Below are 25,660 nucleotides of genomic sequence, written 5' to 3' on the forward strand. Positions count from 1 at the left end.
CTCATTTGCTGTCAAGTGATTTTTTTAAGAAGTTTTCAAAGTTTCCTTTTTAACTTCAACCACTTGCGCTTCCGATCTCTCGTTAGCGGGAGGCGAATTCTACAGCGTTACACGCTGCTGTCAACACCTCTTTTCAACCGCTTTCGACCGAGAGGATCGAGAGGATCGAATCGTTAATAAGGCGAAAACTGACTGCCTTACCAACTGCTTCTGGCTTCGATGAACTGAAGCGTAACCGCTGTCGAAAACTGCGTAACTCATTGAATCTCAAGGAGTTTTCCGTTTCGACTGCGCCGGAAGTGGGGCGAATTATAGACCTGTAGAATCTGCCGTCAAGGGTTAATTTGCATTTTCTATGAATAAGCTCAAAAGAACCCTCTAAGGATGCTTCTACAAGACTATATAGAGGCACAGGGTGCGCCTCTATATATATAGAAGGGCGGCGCTACACCACTCGCGAATGCCTCAAGGCGTCCACAGCCTCGACCCGCATCCCCAAGACACGCTGCAGAACCTCTGCAGTATGTTCGCCCAATAGAGGAGGGGCGTTACGGTACTCAACGGGGGTTTGCGAAAGACGAATCGGGCTAGCCACCTGAGGCACCATCCCAGCCAACGCGTGTGGTAGCTCCACAGCCAGGCCTCGAGCCACGACCTGTGGATCAGCAAACACCTGCGCCAGATCATTGATCGGCCCACAAGGCACCCCAGCCAGCTCCAGCTGGCTCACCCACTCCGCCGTAGTCTTGAACACCGTGGCCTGGCGAATCAGCGGAATCAGCACCGCCCGATTGGCCACCCGCAGCTTGTTAGTGGCAAACCGAGGATCGTCCGCCCACTGCGACTGACCCGCTACCTCGGCAAACTTGCGAAACTGCCCGTCATTACCCACGGTAAGGATGAAGTCGCCATCCGCCGTCGGAAAATCCTGATAGGGCACTATATTAGGGTGCGCATTACCCAAACGCTTGGGAGCGACCCCTGTGGTCAGATAGTTCATGGCCTGGTTGGCCAGGCAAGCGACCTGGACATCCAGCAATGCCATATCGATGTGCTGACCACCGCCACCCTGATCTCGATGAGCCAAAGCCGCCAGAATCGCCACAGTGGAGTAGAGCCCGGTAAGGATGTCGGTCAAGGCCACCCCCACTTTTACCGGCCCAGCCCCCTCATCACCCTCAGGTCGCCCAGTCAGGCTCATCAGACCACCCAAGCCCTGGATCATGAAGTCATAACCCGCGCGCTTGGCATAGGGCCCGGTCTGACCAAAACCGGTGATAGAGCAATAGATCAGCCGCGGATTAACGGCCTTGAGCGACTCATAGTCCAGACCGTAAGCCGCCAGCCCACCTACCTTGAAGTTCTCGATGACGATATCCGACTTGGCAGCCAGCTCACGCACCAACTGCTGCCCCTCAGGGCGCGTGAAGTCGATGGTCACTGACTGCTTGTTACGGTTGGCCGACAGGTAATAGGCAGCCTCCGTGGTGTTCTCGCCATAGGCATCTTTAAGGAAGGGCGGCCCCCAGGCGCGTGTATCGTCACCATTACCCGGACGCTCGACCTTGATGACCTCGGCCCCCAGGTCCGCAAGGATCTGCCCGGACCAAGGCCCGGCCAGTACCCGCGATAAATCCAGTACCCGCAGATGCGATAACGCGCCCATGGTCGCTCTCCTATTAATAGAACGCCTGGATACCGGTTTGTGCACGCCCGAGAATCAGCGCATGCACGTCGTGAGTACCTTCGTAGGTGTTGACCACTTCCAGGTTCACCAGGTGACGAGCAATACCGAACTCATCGGATATCCCGTTGCCGCCCAGCATGTCACGGGCCATGCGCGCGATATCTAGGGACTTGCCGCAGGAGTTGCGCTTCATGATCGAGGTGATTTCCACCGCCGCAGTCCCTTCATCCTTCATCCGCCCCAGGCGCAGGCAGCCCTGGAGGGCGAGGGTGATTTCGGTCTGCATGTCCGCCAGCTTCTTCTGGATCAGTTGGGTTGCCGCCAGAGGACGACCGAACTGCTGGCGATCAAGGGTGTATTGACGTGCGGTGTGCCAGCAGAACTCCGCAGCCCCCAAGGCGCCCCAGGAGATGCCGTAACGCGCCGAGTTCAAGCAGGTAAAAGGTCCTTTGAGCCCACGCACATCCGGGAAGATGTTCTCTTCCGGCACGAACACGTTGTCCATGACGATTTCGCCGGTGATCGAGGCCCGCAGGCCGACCTTGCCGTGAATCGCTGGTGCACTCAGGCCCTTCCAGCCTTTCTCCAGGACAAAACCACGAATGTCGCCGGCATCATCCTTGGCCCAAACCACGAATACATCAGCAATCGGGCTGTTGGTGATCCACATCTTGCTACCAGTCAGGCTGTAGCCACCGTCCACTTTGCGTGCACGAGTAATCATCGCACCCGGGTCAGATCCATGGTTTGGCTCGGTCAGACCAAAGCAGCCAATCCATTCGCCGGACGCCAGTTTCGGCAGGTACTTCTGCTTTTGCGCCTCGGTACCAAACTCGTTGATCGGCACCATCACCAAGGACGACTGCACACTCATCATCGAGCGGTAGCCGGAGTCCACTCGCTCCACTTCACGAGCGATCAGGCCATAGCACACATAGTTAAGGCCGCTGCCGCCGTACTGCTCAGGAATGGTAGCGCCCAACAGGCCGACTTCACCCATTTCCCGGAAGATGGCCGGGTCGGTCTTCTCATGGCGGAAAGCTTCCAGAACCCGTGGTGCCAGCTTGTCTTGAGCGAACTGCTCGGCACTGTCGCGGACCATGCGTTCTTCTTCGGTGAGTTGCTGGTCCAGCAGAAGGGGATCGATCCAGTTGAAGCTTGCTTTACCGCCCATGAGTGAATCCTCGTGAAGTAGGTCAACTATCGTGGAACAGATCCTAGGCCTACGGTGCGCCCCCAGGCAAACGAGGATTTCGCATAGTGTTGTGCTAATTTCTCACTTCGTAATGGCCTAAACCGCCTTTTACAGCATCTATTAGTGAGATTGCCGTACATGCGCAGAAAGATCCCCAGTACCACCGCCTTAATCAGCTTCGAAGCCGCGGCACGTCATGAGAGCTTTACCAAGGCAGCCCAAGAGCTTTCCCTGACCCAGGGTGCGGTCTGCCGACAGATCGCCAGCCTTGAAGAGTTCCTCGGGCTGGAACTTTTCCGGCGTTCACGACGGGGAGTCAAGCTCACTGAGGCCGGGCTGTCCTACAGCCGCCGGGTCGCCACACAACTGGACGCAGTGGAGCGCGACACACTTTCAGTGATGGGTCAGCAGGGGGCCAACGTCATCGAACTGGCGGTGGTTCCGACCTTCGGGACGCAGTGGTTATTGCCACGCCTGAAGGACTTCCAGCAGCAGCACCCCGAAGTCACGGTCAACCTGACCAACCGCACGCGCCCCTTCCTCTTTGCCGACACCCCCTTCGACGCCGCCATCTACTTTGGCGACGCCGATTGGTCGGGTACCCAGTCTCACTGGCTGATGGGCGAAAACCCGATGCCGGTGTGCAGCCCGGCAATGCTCGGCAAGCAGCAAGAGTTGAGCGCCGAGGCCATAGCCGAACTGCCCCTGCTGCAGCAGACCACGCGGCCTTATGCCTGGCGGCAATGGTTCAACTCACAGCAGCTGAATATCCCCCGCGACATGACAGGCCCGCGCTACGAGCTATTCTCCATGCTCGCCCAGGCCGCCATGCACGACATGGGTATCGCCTTGATTCCGCCCTTCCTTATCCAGCGCGAGCTGGCCGAAAAACGCTTGGTCATTGCCAACCCCCAGGCACTCTCGAGCATCAAGGCGTATTACCTGATGATTCCCGAACGCAAAGTGGAATCGGCCTCTTTACGGGCTTTTCGCGACTGGCTGGTGAACCAGGCAAACAGCTACAACCTTGAAAAATAAAGGCTCACAGCCAATAGCTGACCCCGTAGTCAAATAAATCAGAACCCTACAGATATAAATATTTGTCGCATTTTCACAGACTGTACCGACACCTTGAACAATCGTTCTACAAGCGCCTAACCACGCGGCTTGTAGGGTTTATTCAAGGGCAATGTAAGACTATTCATGTCACGGATGAGAAAAATCTTATTTTCCATAGCAAAGCCTTGAAAGGCACGGCTTACAAGGCTTTAACCTGGTACGTTGCGACATTCGGTCACGGGGTGACTTGTAGTTAATTTTCCGTCACTAGTCAGAATCCCTTGAAGGCCTCAAAGTTCGCCTGCAAAATGCCGCGCCCCGCTGTGATTTCAGCGGGATCGTGCTGATCGGCCGCCCCAGCCGCACCCTCCGAAGTGCGCTGGCCTTCTAAGAAAGATCGAAAGCAATAAGATCAAGCAGGAGATTTGACGTGCACATTGGTGTTCCTCTCGAAACCCAGACGGGTGAAACACGGGTTGCTGCAACCCCGGAAACCATCAAGAAGCTGATCGGCCAGGGTCATAAAGTCACTGTGCAAAGCGGCGCCGGCATTAACGCCAGCGTGGTCGACAGTGCCTATGAAGCGGCAGGAGCCACCATTGGCAGCGCCAACGATGCCTTTGGCGCCGAGCTGATTCTCAAGGTCGTGGCGCCCAGCGACAGCGAACTGGCGCTGATCAAGAGCGGCACCGTGCTGGTGGGCATGCTCAATCCGTTCAGCAATGAAACCATCGCCAAGCTGGCCGAGCGCGGGATCACCGCCTTCGCCCTGGAGGCCGCACCCCGCACCTCCCGGGCCCAGAGCCTGGACGTGCTGTCGTCCCAGGCCAACATCGCCGGCTACAAGGCCGTGCTGCTGGCTGCCCACTACTATCCGCGCTTCATGCCGATGCTGATGACCGCCGCCGGTACGGTGAAGGCTGCCCGGGTGCTGATTCTGGGCGCCGGTGTTGCCGGCCTGCAGGCCATCGCCACGGCCAAGCGCCTGGGTGCGGTGATCGAAGCTTCGGACGTGCGTCCGGCAGTGAAGGAGCAGATCGAATCCCTGGGCGCCAAATTCGTCGACGTGCCTTACGAGACTGACGAAGAGCGCGAGTGCGCCGTCGGTGTCGGCGGTTACGCGCGCCCCATGCCGGCCAGCTGGATGCAGCGCCAGGCTCAGGCCGTGCACGAACGCGCCAAACAGGCCGATATCGTCATCACCACCGCGCTGATTCCGGGCCGCAAGGCACCAACCCTGCTGAGCGCCGATACCGTGGCCCAGATGAAGCCCGGTTCGGTGGTCATCGACCTGGCAGCCGCTCAGGGCGGCAACTGCCCACTGACTGTGGCTGACCAGGTCGTAGTCGAGCACGGCGTGACCATCGTCGGCCCGACCAATCTGGCCGGGGCAGTGGCTGCCGACGCCTCGGCGCTGTACGCCCGCAACCTGCTGGACTTCCTGAAGCTTGTCTTCACCAAAGAAGGGCAGTTCGAAGTCAACCTCGAAGACGACATCGTCGCCGCGTGCCTGATGTGCCGCGACGGCCAAGTCATCCGCAAAAACGCCTAAGCAGGGATTCAGACGATGGAAGAGCTTATCTCCCCCGGTATCTACAACCTGATCATCTTCGTGCTGGCGATCTATGTCGGTTACCACGTGGTCTGGAACGTTACACCCGCACTGCACACCCCCCTGATGGCAGTGACCAACGCCATTTCCGCCATCGTCATCGTCGGCGCCATGCTGGCAGCCGCCCTGACCGTGACCCCGCTGGGCAAGACCATGGGCACCCTGGCCGTGGCCTTGGCTGCGGTCAATGTGTTCGGTGGCTTCCTGGTGACCCGCCGCATGCTGGAAATGTTTAAGAAGAAAGCGCCCAAAGCCGTGAAAGAAGAGGTGCAGAAGTAATGAGCATGAACCTGGTAACTACCCTCTACCTGATCGCCTCGGTGTGCTTTATCCAGGCGCTCAAGGGTCTTTCGCACCCGACCACGTCCCGACGCGGCAACCTGTTCGGCATGCTGGGCATGGCCCTGGCAGTACTGACCACCGTTGGCCTCATTTATAAGCTGGGCGCGGAACTGGCGACCGCTGGCATCGGCTACGTCATCGTTGGCCTGCTGATCGGCGGCACCGCCGGCTCGATCATGGCCAAGCGCGTCGAGATGACCAAGATGCCGGAGCTGGTGGCCTTCATGCACAGCATGATCGGCCTGGCCGCGGTGTTCATCGCCATTGCCGCCGTGGTTGAGCCGCAGTCCCTGGGCATCGTCAAGCACCTGGGCGACGCGATCCCCGCCGGTAACCGCCTTGAGCTGTTCCTTGGCGCAGCCATCGGTGCCATCACCTTCTCCGGTTCGGTGATCGCCTTCGGCAAGCTGTCGGGCAAGTACAAGTTCCGCCTGTTCCAAGGCGCACCAGTACAGTTCGCCGGGCAGCACAAGCTCAACCTGGTACTTGGCCTGGCCACCCTCGGCCTGGGCGTGACCTTCATGGTCACCGGCAACCTCGGTGCTTTTGCCCTGATGCTGGCCCTGGCCTTCGTCATGGGCGTGCTGATCATCATCCCTATCGGCGGCGCCGACATGCCGGTAGTGGTGTCGATGCTCAACAGCTACTCGGGCTGGGCGGCAGCGGGGATCGGCTTCTCCCTGAACAACTCGATGCTGATCATCGCCGGCTCCCTGGTGGGCTCCAGCGGCGCAATCCTCTCCTACATCATGTGCAAGGCGATGAACCGTTCGTTCTTCAACGTCCTGCTCGGCGGTTTCGGCAACACAGCCGATGCCGGCGGCCCGGCAGGTTCGAAGGAAGCACGCCCAGTGAAATCCGGTTCAGCCGACGATGCGACCTTCCTGCTGACCAACGCCGATACCGTGATCATCGTCCCCGGCTACGGCCTGGCGGTGGCACGCGCCCAGCACGCGCTGAAAGAGCTGACCGAGAAGCTGACCCACCGCGGCGTGACCGTGAAATACGCGATCCACCCTGTAGCGGGGCGCATGCCCGGCCACATGAACGTCTTGCTGGCCGAAGCCGAAGTGCCTTACGACCAGGTGTTCGAGATGGAAGACATCAACTCCGAGTTCGGCCAGGCCGACGTGGTGCTGGTGCTGGGCGCCAACGACGTGGTCAACCCGGCGGCGAAGAACGATCCTAAGTCGCCGATTGCCGGCATGCCGATTCTCGAAGCCTTCAAGGCCAAGACCATCATCGTCAACAAGCGCTCCATGGCCAGCGGTTATGCCGGCCTGGACAACGAACTGTTCTACCTGGACAAGACCATGATGGTCTTCGGCGACGCCAAGAAGGTCATCGAAGACATGGTCAAAGCCGTCGAATAAAGCTGCTGTAGCGCAATACCCAAAACCTCAGCCTTTAGTAGGCTGGGGTTTTTTATTTACTCCATAAAGCCGACAGAAGGCTCTAGATCAGGGCCTTTCATTCGACCTTTGTCGCGCGGTGTTTTTTTTTGAAATCACTAGACTGCGCTTCTTGCTTCCGTTGCCCGAGATAACAATCCATGTACCGTGATCGTATCCGCTTGCCTTCGTTGTTGGATAAGGTGATGAGCGCCGCTGACGCTGCCGCTCTGATTGAGGACGGCATGACCGTCGGCATGAGCGGCTTCACCCGCGCCGGTGAAGCCAAGGCCGTGCCCCATGCCCTGGCCGAACGGGCCAAGGTAACGCCACTGAAAATCAGCCTGATGACCGGCGCCAGCCTGGGCAACGACCTGGACAAGCAACTCACCGAAGCTGGCGTGCTGGCCCGGCGCATGCCGTTCCAGGTGGACAGCACCCTGCGCAAGGCGATCAACGCCGGCGAAGTGATGTTCATCGACCAGCACCTGTCGGAAACCGTCGAACAACTTCGTAACCAGCAGCTCAAGCTGCCGGACATTGCAGTGATCGAAGCTGTCGCCATCACTGAACAGGGCCATATCGTGCCGACCACCTCGGTGGGCAACTCCGCCAGCTTCGCGATCTTCGCCAAGCAGGTGATCGTCGAGATCAACCTGGCGCACAACCCGAACCTGGAAGGCCTGCACGACATCTATATCCCGACCTATCGCCCGACCCGCACCCCAATCCCACTGGTGAAGGTCGACGATCGCATCGGCAGCACGGCGATTCCGATCCCTGCGGACAAGATCGTCGCCATCGTCATCACCAACCAGTCCGACTCGCCGTCTACCGTGTCCACCCCGGACAGCGAAACCCAGGGCATCGCCAATCACCTGATCGATTTCCTCAAGCAGGAAGTGGATGCCGGGCGCATGAGCAACAAGCTCGGCCCGCTGCAGGCCGGTATCGGCAACATCGCCAACGCGGTGATGTGCGGCCTGATCGAGTCGCCATTCGAGAACCTGACCATGTACTCCGAAGTACTGCAGGACTCGACCTTCGACCTGATCGACGCCGGTAAGCTCAGCTTCGCCTCAGGTAGCTCCATCACCCTGTCGAGCCGGCGCAACGCCGACGTGTTCGGCAACCTGGAACGCTACAAGGACAAACTGGTGCTGCGTCCGCAGGAGATCTCCAACCACCCGGAAGTGGTGCGCCGCCTGGGTATCATCGGCATCAACACCGCGCTGGAGTTCGATATCTACGGCAACGTCAACTCCACCCACGTCTGCGGCACGCGGATGATGAACGGCATCGGCGGCTCCGGCGACTTCGCCCGCAACGCACACCTGGCGATCTTCGTCACCAAGTCGATCGCCAAGGGCGGGGCGATTTCCAGCGTGGTGCCGATGGTCAGCCACGTGGACCACACCGAGCATGACGTCGACATCCTGGTGACCGAGATCGGCCTGGCGGACCTGCGCGGCCTGGCGCCGCGGGAGCGGGCCCGGGTGATCATCGACAACTGTGTGCATCCTTCCTACCGCGACGCACTGAATGACTACTTCACCAAGGCCTGCGCCTTGGGTGGTCACACGCCGCATATCCTGCGTGATGCCCTGAGCTGGCACATCAACCTGGAAGAAACCGGGAAAATGCTCGTCGAGTAATTGATACAGTTGGCAGCTGACGCAAACACAGTTTCGTCAGCTCGCCGACCGCTCGCCAATGTCCGCCAAAAACTGTACTGCTGTACCGGTATTTTCCCCGCCTAAAACCACTTGCCTCCCATCAAAAAGCACCGAAATGCACCATAAAGGTGCTGACAGGTACAGTTGCGCCTTTTCCGAACAGTACAGCCCCTATAAACAGTTAACTGGTCCTTCACAATACAGGTGAACTGTATCTACAGAGTCTTGCGCGGGAAGAGGATCATGGGCACCAGTTAAACCACTACCTGATCCCGCCACAAGCGGAAGGATGTCAACCATGGAACGTACACTCAGTTCCGAACTGTTCTTCGAAGACAAAGCTGAAAAAACCCAGGCTTCCCTGCCTCTGCGCGTTATCGCCAACCTGATGCTGTGGCAGCGCCGCATCTCCAGCCGCCATCAACTGGCTCGCCTGGATTCGCGTCTGCTGGCCGATGCCGGGATCAGCGAAGCACAACGCTACGAAGAGCTGAGCAAGCCGTTCTGGCGCTAACTCAGCGTCGCTGGCCCTGACCCACCGGGTCCACCGCCAGCACCCCGAATTGCAAACAACAAGACCCGTCGCGGGAAACCGCGACGGGTCTTGTCGTTCTGGCCGCGGAAAACGCGCTACACAGCTGAAATACAGCCCGCTTCATCGTGACAGGTACAGTTTTATAAAACATAACAATTAACCAGTACAATTTAGCTCGAGTGTATCTGTATCACCGCATCGAACCGCCGCACCATGAGGTTGCAGCCAGCTCATCGCTCGGCTGCTCACGGAGGCAAGCATCATGCACTCGTCCCCTGGCACCAACCTTCACTGCACGCTCTTCAAGCGCTGGCTCACGGCGCTCGCCAACACACGGGAACGGGCCCGCGCCCGTCACTTGCTGGCACAAATGGATGAACGACAACTCTCGGGCAGCGGCATCAGCCACAGCGATCGGGCAGCGGAACTGCACAAACCCTTTTGGCGCTGAGGCCTGCCGCAACGCTGTGCGAATGGGGCCGCTGAGCCTAATATCTGAGGCGACGTGGCGATTTTCATTCGAACTGCGTCAGAGCAATCAGACACAGCACCTCGCAGTGGCTGCCCGGCGTCCCACTCAGCGCCCTTAAATTGTCTGTTCATTCACAGGAGTTACCCATGTCCCGTCTCCGCCTGCTCAGCGCCGCCGCCCTGCTGGCCCTGGCTGCCAATGCCCACGCCACCAGCCTGATCGTGACCACCGACGCCATTGTCGGCGCGCTCAAGGCCACCACCGACGCCACCTCCGATGCCACTTCTTCCCTGCGTGACAACAAGATTGTCCGTGCCGCCCGGGATGATGCCGCCAGTTTCGTCGCCACCGACGGCGCCATTCGCGGGGTGAAACTGGAAAGCGCATTTGCCCACATTCGCCAGCAAGCGCCTCAGTTGCAGGCCTCTGATGCACAGCTGGCCCAGGCCATCCTGGCAATCTGAAGCGTCTCGGTTTCAGGTGCCCCGGCGCACCTGAAACCCTCTGCGCTGGTCCTCCAAGGGGCATTGCGCTAGCCTTGGCGCTGGTTTTCAGCTGTCGAGACTCTTGGGTTTGTTCCGTATTTCGCTTTCCGCTCCCGTATTAATCGCCGCCTGTTGGGCCGGTTCGGTGCAGGCATTCGACCTCACCACCCAAAGCCTGGTTGTCACCGTCTATGCGACAGGCCAGGTGACCTCGGCGCCCTTCGACCATAAACTGCTGCTTGCTGCCCAGGATGACGCCGCTGCCTTCGTGGCAACCGACGGCCAACTGCGCGGCGCCCGCCTGGAGTCTGCGCTGGAATACCTGCGCCAGGACCCGGCAAAACTTCATGCCAGCGACCTTGAACTGGCGCAGGCAATTCTCGTCCAATAACCATCCCTGTTCTTCCGGAGTCGTTCCATGCGTAGCCCGCTGATTGCCGCCACCCTTGGCCTGCTGTTGTTGGCCGACGTGGCCCAGGCACACACCCTGGTGGCCACCAGTAACATCATCGTCCGCGCCTCTGGCCGCACGATCGATTTCACCTCGGACACCACCACTTCGATCCGTGACTCCAAAGTCGTGCGCGAAGCCCACGACGATGCCGCCAGCTTCGTCGCCAGCAACGGTGATATCCGCGGCGCGCAACTTGAAGCGGCGTTCAATGCCCTGCGCACGCAGCTGCCAGAAGCCCGCGACGCCAGCGACCAGGTGCTTGCCGAAGCCATCCTGGCCCTGTGAAACCACTCCTAGCCTGGCTGCTGGCCGGGACCCTGGGGCTGCTCTGCGGCACCGCCCAGGCCGACCTGCAACTGCGCCTCAAGACCGATGGCTTGAGCCCGGCGCAGCAACACGCCAGCCAGGCACTGCTGGATGAAGCGATGCAGGCGTTGCCGCCGCGTTTCATCCAGCAACTGGATCGCACCATTGATGTCGGCTGGACCGACCGAATGCCCGACAACGCCTATGGCGAGGCATCCCTGGTGTCGGAACTGGACCTCAACCGAGCCTTGCTGCCCAGCCTGACCGACGGCTCCGCCGCCACCCAGAAGACCAGCCGCCCCCATGGCACCGTGCGCCGGGAAATGCTCGCCACGGTACTCCATGAACTGACCCACATTTATGATCGCGCGCGTTTATGGCCCGGTGCCGAGCGTAGCCTGATCCAGCGCTGCACCCGCAAGAACAGCACCTCCGGGCTGATCGGCCTGCCGGATGAGTGTCGCGGCCAGAATGACCGGCGCTTCACCCTCAGCGATGATCCACGGCTGCTGGATCTGGCCGGTTGGCCGCAATACGTCGGCCGCCGTGGCGAACGCGAGCAGCACAACCGTCAGGTCGCCCGCAGCCCGGACATCTACGAGATCACCAACCCGAAGGAATTCGTCGCGGTGAACATGGAGTACTTCCTTCTCGATCCGAGCTACGCCTGCCGCCGCCCAGCGCTGTACCGCTATTACCAGGAACATTTCGGCTGGGCGCCGGCCGCCAAGGACAGCTGCGCCAAGTCCTTCGCCTTCCTCAACGCCGGCAACGACTTCGCCAAGACGCCCCTGGGGCAGGTGGACCCGGAGCGGGTCTACGCGGTGGACTACCTGCTGGCCGAAGCCAACCAGAACTGGGTCAGCCGCTGGGGCCACAGCATGCTGCGCCTGGTGATCTGCGCCCCGGGCCGCCCCCGCGGGCCGGATTGCCGGCTGGACCTGGACCAGCACCTGGTGCTGTCCTACCGCGCCTTCGTTGGTGACGTGCAGCTCTCCAGCTGGGACGGCCTGGTGGGCAAGTACCCTTCGCGGCTGTTTGTCCTGCCGCTGTCCCAGGTCATCGACGAGTACACCAAGACCGAGCTGCGCAGCTTGGCCTCGGTGCCGTTGAAGCTGTCACGCAGCGAGATCGAGGAAGTGGTGGAGCACGCCGCCGAGATGCATTGGAGCTACGACGGCAACTATTACTTCCTGTCCAACAACTGCGCAGTGGAAAGCCTCAAGCTGCTGCGCAGCGGCAGCAACAACAAGCAACTGATCGGCCTCGACAGCATCATGCCCAACGGCTTGCTGGAGGTGCTCAAGGGCAGGGGACTGGCGGACACTAGCGTGCTCGACGACCCGCGCGAGGCGCTGCGCCTGGGGTATCGCTTCGACTCCTTCCGCGACCGCTACCAGGCGATGTTCGAGGTGATCAAGAAGCGCCTGCCGATCAAGCAGGCCAGCGTCGAAGACTGGCTGTCGCTGAGCGCCGAGGAACGCCGGCACTGGTTCGACCAGGCCGACCTGCGCACCAGCGCCGCCTTGCTGCTGCTGGAGCAGGCCAGTTATCGCCGGCAACTGCTGTTGGCTCAGGACGAGGTCAAGCAGCGCTACCTGGGGGCTCGCGAGCTGAAAAATGGTGGTATGGAGCAGGCCAACAAGACCCTGCAGCAGATCCTCGCCAACAGCGGCTTCCTCAGCCGCCCGGCAGAATTGCTGGGCAGCGGCGGCTACGGCCTGCCTCAGCCCGCTGAATGGCAACGCCTGGAGTCCGAGAGCAACCAGCGGCAGAAGCAACTGCAATCCTTGACCGGTGACCTGGACAAGGAAGTGCGAGCCCTGCTGGAACCGGCCCGAGCGGCGGAAATCGCCGCCAACGAGGCCAACCTGAAGCTGGTGGGCGAGCATCTGCGGACGCTGCACAAGGCGGCAGGCGGGTTGGAACTGCCGTAGCGCTGCCAAGCCCGCGAGGCTGCGAAAAGGACCGAAGGGCCTTGCTGGGCGGCCTTGAGAGCCTCGCGACCGCTACACGCTCGTGCGCAGCCTACGGCAGCGGCTACAGGGTTTCCTGCGATTCTTGCGGCAGGTGCTCGTCCAAATGCAACCAGGGCAGGCGGCTGTCGGTCCAGATATGCCGGTCTGCAGGCGCCAGTTCCGGGTGATCCAGGGTGGCGATGGTGACATCGATGCTGTCTGGGCTCAGGTGGGTAATCAGCGCCAAATGAGCACCACAGTTGCCGCAGAAATAGCGCGCACAACTTCCAGATGAGTCGTACCGGGCGGGAACGCCTTCCAGCCATTCGAAAGCCGAGGCGGACAGGGTGATCCAGGTGGTCACCAGACCGCCACTGACCCGGCGGCAGATCGAGCAATGGCAGTGGGCGATGTCCCGCAACGGGCCGCTGAACTGGTAACGCAGCCGCCCGCAGTGGCAGCCTCCGGTGTGCAACTCTCTCATGTGCATTTCTCCCTGGCGCCGATAGCCATCACTTTATGCCGCTGGTCGCCTGCTGCAACATCCGTTCGTTCCTTTCAGCGACGAAAGCTGGCTGAAAGCTTCCCCCATTAGGATCGCCTCCACTACCGGCAACAGACCGGTTGGCCACAGCGGGCGTTTCTCGCGCTCCCGGCCCTATTAACAACAACAATGGTGATTCTGATGTCCGCTCCTACCCGCCTGTTTGCTGCAACTCCTCCCGTACGCCTCGTGCTTGCCGTTCTGCGCTGATCCCACCCGGTTCGCCATTCCCTAGCCGCGCTACGCCTGGAGTAATCCCATGCTGACTTTCCTTGGCTTTGCCATGGTCATCACCTTCATGTTCCTGATCATGACCAAGCGCCTGTCGGCGCTGATCGCCCTGATCATCGTGCCCATCCTGTTCGCGCTGTTCGGTGGCTTTGCGCCGAAGATCGGCCCGATGATGCTCGAAGGCATCACCAAGCTCGCGCCCACCGGCGTGATGCTGATGTTTGCCATCCTCTACTTTGCCTTGATGATCGACTCCGGCCTGTTCGACCCGGCCGTGCGCAAGATCCTCAAGCTGGTCAAGGGCGACCCGCTGAAGGTCTCGGTGGGCACTGCGGTACTGGCCCTGGTGGTGTCCCTGGACGGTGACGGCGCCACCACCTACATGATCTGCGTGGCCGCCATGCTGCCGCTGTACAGCCGCATCGGCATGAGCCCGCGAATCATGGCCGGCCTGATCATCCTCGCCGGCGGGGTGATGAACATGACCCCCTGGGGCGGCCCGACCGCCCGCGCGGCCAGCGCCCTGCACGTGGACCCGTCGGACATCTTCGTGCCCATGATCCCAGCCATGCTGGCCGGCGTGGTGGCGATCCTGGCGATCGCCTACATGTACGGCAAGCGGGAAAGGGCGCGCCTGGGTGAATTGCACCTGGCGGGCGACGAGATCGACCACAGCGAGATCAGCGTGTCGCAGTACCCCGACGCTCGTCGTCCGAAGCTGATCTGGTTCAACGGCGCCCTGACCTTCGCCCTGATGTGCACCCTGATCGCCGGCCTGTTGCCGCTGCCAGTGCTGTTCATGGTGGCCTTCAGTATCGCCATGATCGTCAACTATCCCTGCCTGCAGCAGCAGAAGGATCGGGTCGCGGCCCACGCTGGCAGCGTGCTGGCGGTGGTCGGGCTGATCTTCGCGGCGGGCATCTTCACCGGCATCCTGTCCGGCACCGGCATGGTGGATGCCATGTCCAAGAGCCTGCTGGCGGTGATCCCGGAAGCCCTGGGGCCGTACCTGGCGGTGATTACCGCGCTGGTGAGCATGCCGTTCACCTTCTTCATGTCCAACGATGCCTTCTACTACGGCGTGCTGCCGGTACTGGCCGAAGCCGCCAGCCACTACGGCATCACCGCGGTGGAAATGGCCCGTGCGTCGATCGTCGGCCAACCCGTGCACTTGCTCAGCCCGCTGGTACCCTCGACCTACCTGTTGGTGGCCCTGGCCGGTATCGAGTTCGGCGATCACCAGCGCTTCACCCTCAAGTGGGCAGTGCTGGTCTGCCTGTGCATAATGTTCGCCGCTTTGCTGATGGGGATTTTTCCGCTGTTCAGCACTCTATAAAAGCAATGCTTCTGCGCCCGGGCCGGCCTCACGGCCCGGGCTATAACACTCGCTCAAAGGAATACACATGGAATGGCTGACCAACCCGGAAATCTGGGTTGCCTTCTTTACCCTGACTGCCCTGGAGATCGTCCTGGGCATCGACAACATCATCATGATCTCGATCCTGGTCAGCCGCATGCCCAAGCACATGCAGGCGCGCACGCGGATCTTCGGTCTGGCGCTGGCGATGGTCACGCGCATTCTGTTGCTGCTGTCGATCACCTGGGTCATGCGCCTCACGGCCGACCTGTTCGTGGTCTTCGGCCAGGGCATTTCCGGGCGTGACCTGATCCTGTTCTTCGGTGGCCTGTTCCTGCTGTGGAAAAGCTCCCAGGAGATGTACCACGCCCTGGAAGGCGAGGACGAAACCATTGATGAGCCCAAGGGCAAGGGCGGTAACTTCCTCTACACCATCATCCAGATCGCCATTATCGACATCGTCTTCTCCCTGGATTCGGTAATCACCGCCGTGGGCATGGTTTCCCATGTGCCGGTCATGGTGGCGGCCATCATCGTCGCGGTGCTGGTGATGATGCTGGCGGCCGGGACCATCAGCGAATTCATCGACAAGCACCCGTCGCTGAAAATGCTCGCGCTGTCCTTCCTGCTGGTGGTGGGTACGGTCCTGATCGCCGAAGCCTTCGAAGTGCACGTGCCAAAAGGCTACGTCTACTTCGCCATGGCCTTCTCCCTGGCGGTGGAAGCCATCAACATCAAGATGCGCACCGCCATCGCGAAAAAGAAAAAACAGCAGGACCCGGTGAAACTGCGCAAGGACGTTCCTGGTCAATAATCCGGGAATGCGCTGAATGGAAAAGGGGCTCTCGGGCCCCTTTTCTGCGTCTGCAGGAAGCTGTTTTCATGACAGTTTTGTTTCAATCGCCGGTTTGGCTATGCGATGCTGGCGCCTCGTGCGTTAGCCAACTACAGCTTAAGTACATAACGTAGAACGTCGCGCAACAACGTCCACTCGCCCCGCTTGGGGCACTTCACCCCAGGGGGGGCCTCTATGCTGACCCTGCTCAATCTGCTTTCCGCCGTGGCCCTGCTGATCTGGGGTACGCATATCGTCCGTACCGGCATCCTGCGGGTCTACGGCTCCAACCTGCGCCACGTGATCGGCCAGAACATGGCCAGGCGGCCACTGGCGTTCATTGCCGGGATCCTGGTCACGGCCATGGTCCAGAGCAGCAACGCCACGGCGATGCTGGTGACGTCCTTTGTCGGCCAGGGCCTGATGGCGCTGACCCCGGCGCTGGCCACCATGCTCGGCGCCGACGTCGGTACCGCGCTGATGGCCCGGGTACTGACCTTCGACCTGTCCTGGCTGTCGCCGCTGCTGATCTTCCTCGGGGTGATCTTCTTTCTCTCGCGCAAGCAGACCCGCGCCGGCCAGCTGGGCCGGGTCGGCATCGGCCTGGGGCTGATCATCCTGGCCCTGCAACTGATCGTCGAAGCCGCGGCCCCCATCACCCATGCCCAGGGCGTGAAGGTCCTGTTCGCCTCGCTGACCGGCGATATTCTCCTGGATGCATTGATGGGTGCGGTGTTCGCCATGGTGTCCTATTCCAGCCTGGCGGCGGTGCTGCTCACCGCGACCCTGGCCGGCGCCGGGGTCATCAGCCTGCCGGTGGCCATCGGCCTGGTGATCGGCGCCAACATCGGCAGCGGGGTACTGGCCTTCCTCAGCACCAGCATGCAGAACGCCGCCGGGCGCCAGGTCGCGCTGGGCAGCCTGCTGTACAAGCTCATCGGCCTGCTGCTGATCATCCCGGTGCTCGACCCACTGGCCCACTGGATGGACAGCCTGGACTTCAGCCCCCAGGAAGTGGTGATCGGCTTCCACCTGCTGTACAACACCGCCCGCTGCCTGTTGCTGCTGCCCACTGTCGGCCCCATGGCCCGGCTCTGCGCCTGGCTGCTGCCGGAGCGGCCCCAGGAAAACGGCCGCGCTCGCCCGCGGCACCTGGACCCTACCGCCCTGGCCACGCCGAGCCTGGCCCTGGCCAACGCCGCCCGCGAAACCCTGCGCATCGGAGACCTGATCGACAGCATGCTGGAGGCGATGCGCGACGCGCTGCAGGGCAAGCAGACCGCCATCACCCAGGAACTGCGCGCCCTCAGCGACGACGTCGAAGCGCTGTACAGCGCCATCAAGCTGTACCTGGCGCAGATGCCCCGGGAAGACCTCAGCGACCAGGACAGCCGGCGCTGGGCCGAAATCATCGAACTGGCGTTCAACCTCAAGCTGGCCAGCGATCTGATCGAACGCATGCTGCGCAAGGTCCAGCAGCAGAAGACCTCCCAGCGCCGCTCCTTCTCCGAGGTTGGCCTGGAAGAGTTGACCGGGCTGCACGCGCAACTGATCGCCAACCTGCGCCTGGGGCTCTCGGTGTTCCTGAGCGCCGACCCCGAAAGCGCGCGCCAGCTGCTGCGGGAAAAACGCCGTTTCCGCGCCCAGGAGCGGCGCCTGGCCCACGCCCACGTCAGCCGCCTGCAACGCAAGATCGTCCAGAGCATCGAGACCAGTTCCCTGCACCTGGAGCTGATCGCCGACATGAAGCGCCTCAACTCCCTGTTCTGCAGCAGTGCCTACGTGGTTCTGGAAACCTCGGACACCGGCGCGCTGGAGGTCGAAGAGATGGCTGACATCACTCATTCACCCTGAACGTCCACAGTCCCACGAAGTCTGTAGAACTTACGCACGCCGTAAGGAAGCTTGTTATGCGTTGTCTGTTATTCGCCTGCCTGTTGCTGGGCAGTGCACAAGGATGGGCTTTGGATCGTTTCCAGGTCGAAGGCTACACCCTGCCCAATGGCCTGCAACTGCTGCTCAAGCCCGGCAGCGAACGCGGCCACGTGGCGATCCGCCTGGTGGTGGGGGTGGGCCTGGACGACTTCGCCTGTGCCGACAAGGAGTTGCCGCACCTGCTGGAACACCTGCTGTTCAGCGGCGTGGATGACAGCGGGGAAGGCGGCCTGGAAGAACGCATGCAGGCCCTGGGCGGCGAATGGAATGCCTACACCAGCAATGCCGACACCACCTTCGTCATCGAGGCCCCGGCGCGCAACCAGCGCAAGGTCCTGGACCTCTTGCTGTCGCTGCTGACCCATACCCGCCTGGACGACAACGCCGTGGCCGCGGCCAAGCAAGTGGTGGAACGCGAAGGCGGGGGTCACTATTCGCACCTGCAACGCTGGCTCGACCGCCAGGACCTGGGACACAAGGCAGGCAACCAGCTGGCGGTGGAACTGGGGCTCAAATGCGCCGAACGCGCCGAGGTCGGAAACCTGACCCTGGCCCAGCTGGAGCAGGTACGCAAGGACTGGTACGCCCCCAACAACATGACCCTGATCGTGGTGGGCGAGCTCGATCGCCTGCTGCCGGCCTACCTGGAGCGCACCTACGGTGCCCTGGAGCCGGTGGAGCCCAGCGAACACCCCGACCTGCCGCAGATCCAGGGCACCGCCGCCCCTGAGCGCACCCTGGTCCATGGCTGGGTAGGGCAGAGCGCGCAACTGCACTGGCTGTTTCCCGAGCCCGTGCTGGACCAGCAGCACGACGAGACCTTCGACCTGCTCAAGGACTACCTGGACTGGGCGCTGTATCGCCAACTGCGTCTTGAGCACGAATTGTCCTACGGCCCCTGGAGTGATCGGGAAGTCTTCGGTGGCGTGGGCTTTCTCAGCCTCAATGCCGACCTTGAGCGCGACGACCTGCCCCAAGCCCGGCAAGTGGTAGAGCAGCTCAAGGCACGGCTGCTCAAGGACGGCCTCGACCCGGCCACCTTCGCCCGCCTGAAACAGGCTGCCATCGATCGCCAGGCCTGGGCCGTGCAGGGCAACAGCGCCCTGGCGGACTATTACTGGAGCGCCCTCGGGGACTTCGACAACGGCCGCTTCAGCGACCCGGCCAGGCGCCTGAAAGCAGTGAGCCTGGAACAGGCCAACCTGGCCCTGCGCCAGCTGCTGCAGCAGCCGGGCTACCTGCGCATCGAACAACCGCTGCTCAGTGACGAACAACTGCTCTGGCTGATCGGCGGCCTGCTGTCCCTGTTCCTGCTCGGCAGCTTCGGCGTCTACCTGCTGCGCCGCCGGGCCCGCTGACCCATGGCCAGGGAGCTTGCTCCCGCCGGGCCGCGCAGCAGCCCCAGGGACAGGGCAATGCGATCGGATTACCTCGCCAGCGCGTACGCACCTGAGCAAGCTCCCTCGCCACGGACCGCCGCCGACGTTATCCTGTCGCGGTTTTTCCTGCCCTGACTGTGATCCCCCCGATGCCGAACCTGACCCTCCTTATCCAGCGCATTCTCGAACTGATGAAGCGCTATCCGGGGATCATTGCGCTCGGCGGTTTCATCTCCGGGGTCGGCAGCTTCATCCTGGTGGACCGGCAACAGAGCCTGGCCTCGTGGATCGCCGTGATCCTGCTGGTGAGCTGGGTCTGGCTGATGCTGGAGAACAGCCTGACCCAGCTGTTCACCAAGGTCTTCAAGCGCGAGATCCCGCAGCCGCTGCTGCGCTATGCGACGCAGATGATCCACCAGGAAAGCCTGTTCTTCGTCCTGCCGTTCTTTTTCATCACCACCAGCTGGAACAGTGGCCAACTGGTGTTCACCGGCCTGCTCGGCGCCGCGGCGCTGATTTCCATCACTGACCCGCTGTACTACAAATGGCTGGCCCCGCGCCGCTGGCTGTTCCTGGCGCTGCACACCCTGACCCTGTTCGCCGCCTTGCTCACGGCCCTGCCGCTGATCCTGCACCTGACCACCGCCCAGAGCTTCAAGCTGGCCCTGGGCATCGCCATGCTCCTGTCCTTTCCGAGCCTGGCCTCGATCCTGCCGATCCGCAGCCTGCGCAGCGCCCTGACCGTGCTGGCCATTACCCTGGCCATCGGCAGCACCGGCTGGCTGCTGCGCTCCTGGGTGCCGCCGGCCACCCTGTGGCTGACCGAGGATGCCATCAGCACCCAGCTCCAGGATCGCACCCCGGGCGACAGCCTGGAGCAGATCAGCACCGCCCAGGTAAGCAGCACCGGCCTGTACGCCTACACCGCGATCAACGCCCCCCGGGGCCTGGACGAGCGCATTTACCACGTCTGGCAATTCAACGGCAGCGAGGTGGATCGCGTCGCCCTGGACATCCATGGCGGACGCAAGGAAGGCTACCGTGCCTGGTCCCACAAGCAGAATTTCCCCGCCAACCCGGCGGGCGACTGGCAGGTGCGGGTGATCACCGAAGACGGCCAGGTGATCGGCGTGCTGCGCTTCGAGATCACCGCTCCAGATCAAGACGCGGCCAAGACCGGCGAGGCAAAGTAACCGGGATCGTGCTATTACGTAGCACTGCGAAATGGCCACACAAGCTCGGAGCTTATGACTAGCAGCGTGACGCCCGGCACCGCTCAACTGGACCTTGCCCACTCCCCGGCGCAATTGCGCATCGGCGGCGACTGGACGCTGGCGCACTACAGCGACCTCAAGCGCCTCAGCCAATCCCTGGACGGCCGCTACGACAGCAGCACCCATATCGACCTCAACGGCCTGGGCGCCCTGGACACCGCCGGCGCGTCGCTGCTGGTGGAACTGCTGGGGGCAGAACGCCTGGGGCAGTCCGCCGAACACCCCGACTGCACCTTGTCCGCCGCCGACCGCGCGCTGCTGCACACGGTCTACACCTCGTTGAACGACTTCTGCGTACCGGTCAAGGAACCGGAGATCTCGGTCAGCGTGCAATTGCTTTCGCGCATTGGCAGCGCGGTCTATACCGTCTGGCAGGACACCCTGAAGGTCCTGGGCTTCATCGGCCTGATCCTGGAAACCCTGGCCCGCGGCCTGCTGCGCCCCAAGCGCTGGCGCATCACCCCGGTGGTGGCACACATCGAACAGACCGGCCTCGACGCGGCGCCCATCGTCGCCCTGCTGACCTTTCTGGTGGGAGCGGTGGTGGCCTTTCTCGGCGCCACCGTGCTGGCCAACTTCGGCGCCAGCATCTTTACCGTGGACCTGGTGGCATTTTCCTTCCTGCGGGAATTCGGCGTACTGCTCACCGCGATTCTCATGGCCGGGCGCACCGCCAGCGCCTTCACCGCGCAGATCGGCTCGATGAAGGCCAATGAAGAGATCGACGCCATCCGCACCCTGGGCCTGGACCCGGTAGAGCTGCTGGTGCTGCCTCGGGTCCTGGCCCTGCTGGTGTCGCTGCCGATGCTGACGTTCCTGGCGATGCTTTCGGGGATAGTCGGTGGCGCGGTGGTCTGCGCCCTGTCCCTGGATATCTCCCCGGCGATGTTCCTCTCGCTGCTGCATTCGGATATCGGCGTGAAGCACTTCCTGCTGGGCCTGGTGAAAGCACCGATCTTCGCCTTCCTGATCGCCGCCATCGGCTGCCTGGAAGGCTTCAAGGTCAGCGGCAGCGCCGAGTCGGTGGGCGCCCACACCACCTCCAGCGTGGTCCAGTCGATCTTCGTGGTGATCGTCATCGATGCCGTGGCCGCGCTGTTCTTCATGGAGATGGGCTGGTGAGCCGGCCGCCACGCGCGCCGGCGAAGGCGGTGATCGAGGTCCGTGGCCTGTGCAACCGCTTCGGCAAGCAGAGCGTGCACGAGAACCTCGACCTGGATGTGTACCAGGGCGAGATCCTCGGCGTGGTCGGCGGCTCGGGCAGCGGCAAGTCGGTACTGCTGCGCAGCATCGTCGGCCTGCGCCAGCCCAGCGAAGGCTCGGTGCGGGTATTCGGCCAGGACCTGCCAAGCCTGCCGGAACAGCAACGTTCGCTGATCGAACGACGCTTCGGCGTACTGTTCCAGAAGGGCGCGCTGTTCACCTCGCTGACCGTGACCGAGAACGTCGCCCTGCCATTGATCGAGCATGCCGGCCTGTCCCGTGCCGATGCCGAACACCTGGCGGCGGTCAAGCTGGCCCTGGCCGGCCTGCCGCTATCGGCGGCCGACAAGTACCCGGCCTCGCTCTCTGGCGGGATGATCAAGCGCGCTGCCCTGGCTCGGGCGCTGGCCCTGGACCCGGACATCCTGTTTCTCGACGAACCCACCGCCGGCCTCGACCCGGTGGGCGCCGCCGCCTTTGACCAGTTGATCCTGACCCTGCGCGATGCCTTGGGGCTCAGTGTGTTCCTGGTCACCCACGACCTGGACACCCTCTACACCATCACCGACCGTGTGGCGGTGCTGGCGCAGAAAAAGGTACTGGTGGCGGATGCCATCGATATCGTCGCCGAGACCGACGACGAATGGATTCACCAATACTTCCATGGCCCTCGCGGCCGCGCGGCCTACCAGGCCGCTACACAGACCAACGAGGGATGACATGGAAACCCGAGCCCATCATGTACTGATCGGCCTGTTCACCGTGATCGTGGTGGCCGGCGCCTTGCTGTTCGGCCTGTGGCTGGCCAAGTCCAGCGTCGACAGCGCCTTCCAGGACTACCAGATCGTCTTCAACGAGGCGGTCAGTGGCCTGTCCAAGGGAAGCTCCGTGCAATACAGCGGGATCAAGGTCGGTGATGTGGTCAACCTGCGCCTGGACCCCAAGGACCCGCGCCGGGTGCTGGCACAGATCCGCCTGGGCAGCGAGACGCCGATCAAGGAGGACACCCAGGCCAAGCTGGCCCTGACCGGCATCACCGGCACCTCGATCATCCAGCTCAGCGGCGGCACGCCGCAAAGCCCGACCCTCAAGGGCAAGGACGGCGAACTGCCCACCATCATCGCCTCACCGTCGCCCATCGCCCGCCTGCTGAACAACAGCAACGACCTGATGACCGGGGTCAACCTGCTGCTGCACAACGCCAACCGCATGTTCTCCCCGGACAACGTGGCCCGGGTCAGCAGCACCCTGGACAACCTGCAGAAGACCTCCGCCAGCATCGCCGAGCAGCGCGACGACCTGCGCCAGCTGATGCAGCAATTGGGCTCCATCAGCAAGCAGACCGGCGCCATGCTGGAACAGACCACCGCGCTGATGCGCAACGCCAACGGGCTGCTCAACGACCAGGGCAAGCAGATGTTCGGCAGCGCCGAGCACGCCATGCGCTCCCTGGAGCAAAGCAGCGCCACCCTGAACAAACTGCTGAGCGACAACCAGGACTCGCTGAACAACGGCATGCAGGGCCTCAACGGCCTGGCGCCAGCCGTTCGCGAGCTGCGCGAGACCCTGAGCTCGCTGCGGGCCATCACCCGGCGCCTGGAAGCCAACCCCGGCGGTTACCTGCTGGGTAACGAGAAGAACAAGGAGTTCACGCCATGAAGCGTGCCTATCGCCTGCTTGCCCCCCTGGGCCTGAGCGCCGCCCTGGCCCTGACCGGGGCCTGCTCGATACTGCCCAAGGGCGAGCCGCTGGACATCTATCGGCTGCCGGTAAGCCAGGCCGGCGCCACGGCGCCGAACCAGGCCCTGCCGTGGTCCTTGCAGTTGCTCAAGCCCCAGGCCGGGGATGCGCTGAACAGCGCACGGATCGCGGTGATTCCCCAGGGCAACCTGATCAGCAGCTACAAGGCTTCGCGCTGGAGCGACCCGGCACCGATCCTGCTGCGCAACCGCCTGCTGGACGGCTTCCAGCGCGATGGCCGGGTCCAGCTGTTGAGCACCGATGACAGCAACCTGCAGACCGACCTGGCCTTGGGCGGCGACCTGCAAGCCTTCCAGACCGAATACCAGGGCAACGCCGCCCAGGTGGTGATCCGCCTGGATGCGCGGCTGATTCGTGGCTATGACCAGAAGATCCTCGCCAGCCGGCGCTTCGAAGTGCGCCAAGCGCTGGCTGAAACCGGGGTGCCGGCGGTGGTCACAGGATTTGGCCAGGCCGGCGATGCGCTGACCCGGCAAGTGGTGGATTGGGCAGTGGGGCAGGGCAATCGGGCGCTGAAACATTGAGAGCCCTTTCGCCGGCAAGCCGGCTCCTACAGAGGGAGTAGGAGCCGGCTTGCCGGCGAAGGCTCGCTCAACTCATCCAAAGAACCAGTAGCAAACCGCAATCGCCGCCACCACACCGGCGAATTCCGCCAGCAAGGCACAGCCCACGGCGTGCCGCACCCGCTGGATGCCTACCGCGCCGAAGTACACCGCCAGCACATAGAAGGTGGTTTCGGTACTGCCCTGGATGGTGGCCGCCACCAGGGCCGGGAAGCTGTCCACGCCCTGGGTCTGCATGGTCTCGATGAGCATGGCCCGTGCCGCACTGCCCGAGAACGGCTTGACCAGGGCAGTGGGCAAGGCGTCGACGAAACGTGTGTCCCAACCGGCCCACTCCACCAGATGACGAATGCCGTCGAGGCCGAAATCCAGGGCCCCGGACGCCCGCAGCACGCCGATGGCGCAGAGCATCGCGACCAGGTATGGCAAGAGGCTCTTGGCGACGTCGAAACCCTCCTTGGCGCCCTCGACAAAGGCCTCGTAGACCTTGACCTTGCGCAGCGCGCCGACCACCAGGAACAGCATGATCAGCCCAAACAGCGTGAGGTTGCCGAGAATCGACGACAGGGACGCCAGGGCCGTGGCCGACAGGGTGGCCAGCAAGGCCATGAAGGCGCCCAGGGCCAGGGCCCCGGGAACCAGGTAGGCCAGTACCACCGGGTCCCACAGGCGCAGGCGCTGCATCACCGCGACCGACAGCAGGCCCACCAGGGTCGAGGCGCTGGTGGCCAGGAGAATCGGCAGGAACACCAGGGTCGGGTCCGCTGCGCCTTGCTGGGCGCGGTACATGAAGATGGTCACCGGCAGCAGGGTCAGGGACGAGGCGTTGAGCACCAGGAACAGGATCTGCGCATTGCTGGCAGTGGTGGCGCTGGGGTTGAGTTCCTGCAGGGCGCGCATGGCCTTGAGGCCGATGGGCGTGGCGGCGTTGTCCAGGCCCAGGCCGTTGGCGGCGAAGTTCAGGGTGATCAGGCCCAGGGCCGGGTGCCCCGGCGGCACTTCCGGCATCAGGCGCTTGAACAGCGGCCCCAGGACCTTGGCCAGCCACTCGACGATTCCAGCCTTCTCGGCGATGCGCAGAAAACCCAGCCACAGGGTCAGGGTGCCGAACAGCAGGACCATGACCTCCACCGACAGCTTGGCCATGGCGAAGATGCTTTCCACCATGGCAGCGAAGATCCCGGCGTTGCCACCCACCAGCCACTGCGCCAGGGCCGACACGGTTGCCACGATAAAGAAGCCAAGCCACAGGCCATTGAGCATCGGTCATACCCCTCGAAAGATGCGGCGAATGATAGCGGGGCGGGCAGAAACGACAAACCCCGGATTAACCGGGGCCTGTCATCTGTTGGGGCTGGATTGCCGCTGAAGGCGGTCTTCAGGCAGGTGAAGGGCTTGGGGCCTCT

At 62.5% G+C, this 25,660-nt stretch carries 24 protein-coding genes; 20 read left to right on the forward strand and 4 right to left on the reverse strand.

What is annotated here, in order from left to right; translation table 11 throughout:
* Positions 1-445: 445 nt before the first annotated feature.
* Positions 446-1,666: a CaiB/BaiF CoA transferase family protein gene (locus BM382_RS16210; protein ID WP_072443311.1), complete on the reverse strand. Its 1,221-nt coding sequence runs from the start codon at positions 1,664-1,666 to the stop codon at positions 446-448.
* Positions 1,667-1,679: 13 nt separating this feature from the next.
* Positions 1,680-2,861: an acyl-CoA dehydrogenase gene (locus BM382_RS16215; protein WP_011058503.1), complete on the reverse strand. Its 1,182-nt coding sequence runs from the start codon at positions 2,859-2,861 to the stop codon at positions 1,680-1,682.
* A 159-nt stretch (positions 2,862-3,020) separates the two neighbouring features.
* On the opposite strand from BM382_RS16215, the gene BM382_RS16220 reads away from it, so the two are divergent.
* The 11 genes from BM382_RS16220 to BM382_RS16270 all read left to right on the forward strand — a co-directional run bounded on the left by BM382_RS16220 (position 3,021) and on the right by BM382_RS16270 (position 13,151).
* Positions 3,021-3,920 carry a LysR family transcriptional regulator gene (locus tag BM382_RS16220; protein ID WP_011058502.1) on the forward strand — a complete coding sequence of 300 codons (900 nt, stop codon included), beginning with the start codon at positions 3,021-3,023 and terminating at the stop codon, positions 3,918-3,920.
* Between the two features lie 451 nt (positions 3,921-4,371).
* Positions 4,372-5,493 carry a Re/Si-specific NAD(P)(+) transhydrogenase subunit alpha gene (locus tag BM382_RS16225; protein WP_041115030.1) on the forward strand — a complete coding sequence of 374 codons (1,122 nt, stop codon included), beginning with the start codon at positions 4,372-4,374 and terminating at the stop codon, positions 5,491-5,493.
* Between the two features lie 15 nt (positions 5,494-5,508).
* Positions 5,509-5,832: an NAD(P) transhydrogenase subunit alpha part 2 gene (locus BM382_RS16230; RefSeq protein ID WP_005783507.1), complete on the forward strand. Its 324-nt coding sequence runs from the start codon at positions 5,509-5,511 to the stop codon at positions 5,830-5,832.
* Positions 5,832-7,268: an NAD(P)(+) transhydrogenase (Re/Si-specific) subunit beta gene (locus BM382_RS16235; RefSeq protein WP_015633666.1), complete on the forward strand. Its 1,437-nt coding sequence runs from the start codon at positions 5,832-5,834 to the stop codon at positions 7,266-7,268. Before BM382_RS16230 ends, BM382_RS16235 begins: the two co-directional genes overlap by 1 nt.
* A gap of 179 nt (positions 7,269-7,447) precedes the next feature.
* Positions 7,448-8,941, forward strand: coding sequence for an acetyl-CoA hydrolase/transferase family protein (locus BM382_RS16240; RefSeq protein WP_011058499.1), 1,494 nt, complete (start codon positions 7,448-7,450; stop codon positions 8,939-8,941).
* Between the two features lie 319 nt (positions 8,942-9,260).
* Positions 9,261-9,476, forward strand: coding sequence for a DUF1127 domain-containing protein (locus tag BM382_RS16245; protein WP_011058498.1), 216 nt, complete (start codon positions 9,261-9,263; stop codon positions 9,474-9,476).
* A 283-nt stretch (positions 9,477-9,759) separates the two neighbouring features.
* On the forward strand, positions 9,760-9,948 hold the full coding sequence (locus BM382_RS16250) for a DUF1127 domain-containing protein (RefSeq protein ID WP_072443313.1): 189 nt from the start codon (positions 9,760-9,762) through the stop codon (positions 9,946-9,948).
* A gap of 167 nt (positions 9,949-10,115) precedes the next feature.
* Positions 10,116-10,433, forward strand: coding sequence for a DUF2388 domain-containing protein (locus tag BM382_RS16255; protein ID WP_011058497.1), 318 nt, complete (start codon positions 10,116-10,118; stop codon positions 10,431-10,433).
* 103 nt (positions 10,434-10,536) lie between these two features.
* Positions 10,537-10,845 carry a DUF2388 domain-containing protein gene (locus tag BM382_RS16260; RefSeq protein ID WP_011058496.1) on the forward strand — a complete coding sequence of 103 codons (309 nt, stop codon included), beginning with the start codon at positions 10,537-10,539 and terminating at the stop codon, positions 10,843-10,845.
* A 27-nt stretch (positions 10,846-10,872) separates the two neighbouring features.
* Entirely contained in the window at positions 10,873-11,193 is a 321-nt protein-coding gene (locus BM382_RS16265; RefSeq protein WP_011058495.1) for a DUF2388 domain-containing protein, read from the forward strand.
* Positions 11,190-13,151 carry a DUF7844 domain-containing protein gene (locus tag BM382_RS16270; RefSeq protein ID WP_072443315.1) on the forward strand — a complete coding sequence of 654 codons (1,962 nt, stop codon included), beginning with the start codon at positions 11,190-11,192 and terminating at the stop codon, positions 13,149-13,151. The genes BM382_RS16265 and BM382_RS16270 overlap by 4 nt, the downstream gene beginning before the upstream one ends.
* Positions 13,152-13,254: 103 nt before the next feature.
* Here the strand turns inward: BM382_RS16270 and BM382_RS16275 are convergent, their stop codons facing one another.
* Complete coding sequence (locus tag BM382_RS16275; RefSeq protein WP_072443317.1) at positions 13,255-13,656, reverse strand: GFA family protein; 402 nt, start codon at positions 13,654-13,656, stop codon at positions 13,255-13,257.
* 319 nt (positions 13,657-13,975) lie between these two features.
* On the opposite strand from BM382_RS16275, the gene BM382_RS16280 reads away from it, so the two are divergent.
* The 9 genes from BM382_RS16280 (at position 13,976) to BM382_RS16320 (ending at position 24,215) form a co-directional block, all read left to right on the forward strand.
* Positions 13,976-15,283 (forward strand): CitMHS family transporter, encoded by a 1,308-nt coding sequence (locus BM382_RS16280; protein ID WP_011058492.1) that lies wholly within the window; start codon positions 13,976-13,978, stop codon positions 15,281-15,283.
* 67 nt (positions 15,284-15,350) lie between these two features.
* Positions 15,351-16,118, forward strand: coding sequence for a TerC family protein (locus BM382_RS16285; protein ID WP_011058491.1), 768 nt, complete (start codon positions 15,351-15,353; stop codon positions 16,116-16,118).
* Positions 16,119-16,334: 216 nt separating this feature from the next.
* The gene (locus tag BM382_RS16290) at positions 16,335-17,993 is read left to right on the forward strand and encodes a Na/Pi cotransporter family protein (protein ID WP_011058490.1); all 1,659 of its coding nucleotides are present in this window, start codon (positions 16,335-16,337) and stop codon (positions 17,991-17,993) included.
* A gap of 56 nt (positions 17,994-18,049) precedes the next feature.
* Positions 18,050-19,432 carry a M16 family metallopeptidase gene (locus BM382_RS16295; RefSeq protein WP_072443319.1) on the forward strand — a complete coding sequence of 461 codons (1,383 nt, stop codon included), beginning with the start codon at positions 18,050-18,052 and terminating at the stop codon, positions 19,430-19,432.
* A 170-nt stretch (positions 19,433-19,602) separates the two neighbouring features.
* Positions 19,603-20,646 carry a DUF5924 family protein gene (locus tag BM382_RS16300; RefSeq protein ID WP_015633662.1) on the forward strand — a complete coding sequence of 348 codons (1,044 nt, stop codon included), beginning with the start codon at positions 19,603-19,605 and terminating at the stop codon, positions 20,644-20,646.
* Between the two features lie 54 nt (positions 20,647-20,700).
* Entirely contained in the window at positions 20,701-21,849 is a 1,149-nt protein-coding gene (locus BM382_RS16305; RefSeq protein ID WP_011058487.1) for an ABC transporter permease, read from the forward strand.
* Positions 21,846-22,649, forward strand: a complete 804-nt coding sequence (locus BM382_RS16310) for an ABC transporter ATP-binding protein (RefSeq protein WP_011058486.1) — start codon at positions 21,846-21,848, stop codon at positions 22,647-22,649. The genes BM382_RS16305 and BM382_RS16310 overlap by 4 nt, the downstream gene beginning before the upstream one ends.
* Before the next feature lies 1 nt (position 22,650).
* Positions 22,651-23,589: an MlaD family protein gene (locus tag BM382_RS16315; protein WP_011058485.1), complete on the forward strand. Its 939-nt coding sequence runs from the start codon at positions 22,651-22,653 to the stop codon at positions 23,587-23,589.
* On the forward strand, positions 23,586-24,215 hold the full coding sequence (locus BM382_RS16320) for an ABC-type transport auxiliary lipoprotein family protein (protein ID WP_011058484.1): 630 nt from the start codon (positions 23,586-23,588) through the stop codon (positions 24,213-24,215). Before BM382_RS16315 ends, BM382_RS16320 begins: the two co-directional genes overlap by 4 nt.
* A gap of 72 nt (positions 24,216-24,287) precedes the next feature.
* Here BM382_RS16320 and BM382_RS16325 read toward each other — a convergent pair whose 3' ends face one another.
* Positions 24,288-25,517 carry a nucleoside recognition domain-containing protein gene (locus BM382_RS16325; RefSeq protein WP_019095624.1) on the reverse strand — a complete coding sequence of 410 codons (1,230 nt, stop codon included), beginning with the start codon at positions 25,515-25,517 and terminating at the stop codon, positions 24,288-24,290.
* Positions 25,518-25,660: the final 143 nt, after the last annotated feature.

The sequence above is a fragment of the Pseudomonas sp. NFPP25 genome (genome assembly GCF_900116505.1).
GTDB lineage: Bacteria > Pseudomonadota > Gammaproteobacteria > Pseudomonadales > Pseudomonadaceae > Aquipseudomonas > Aquipseudomonas protegens.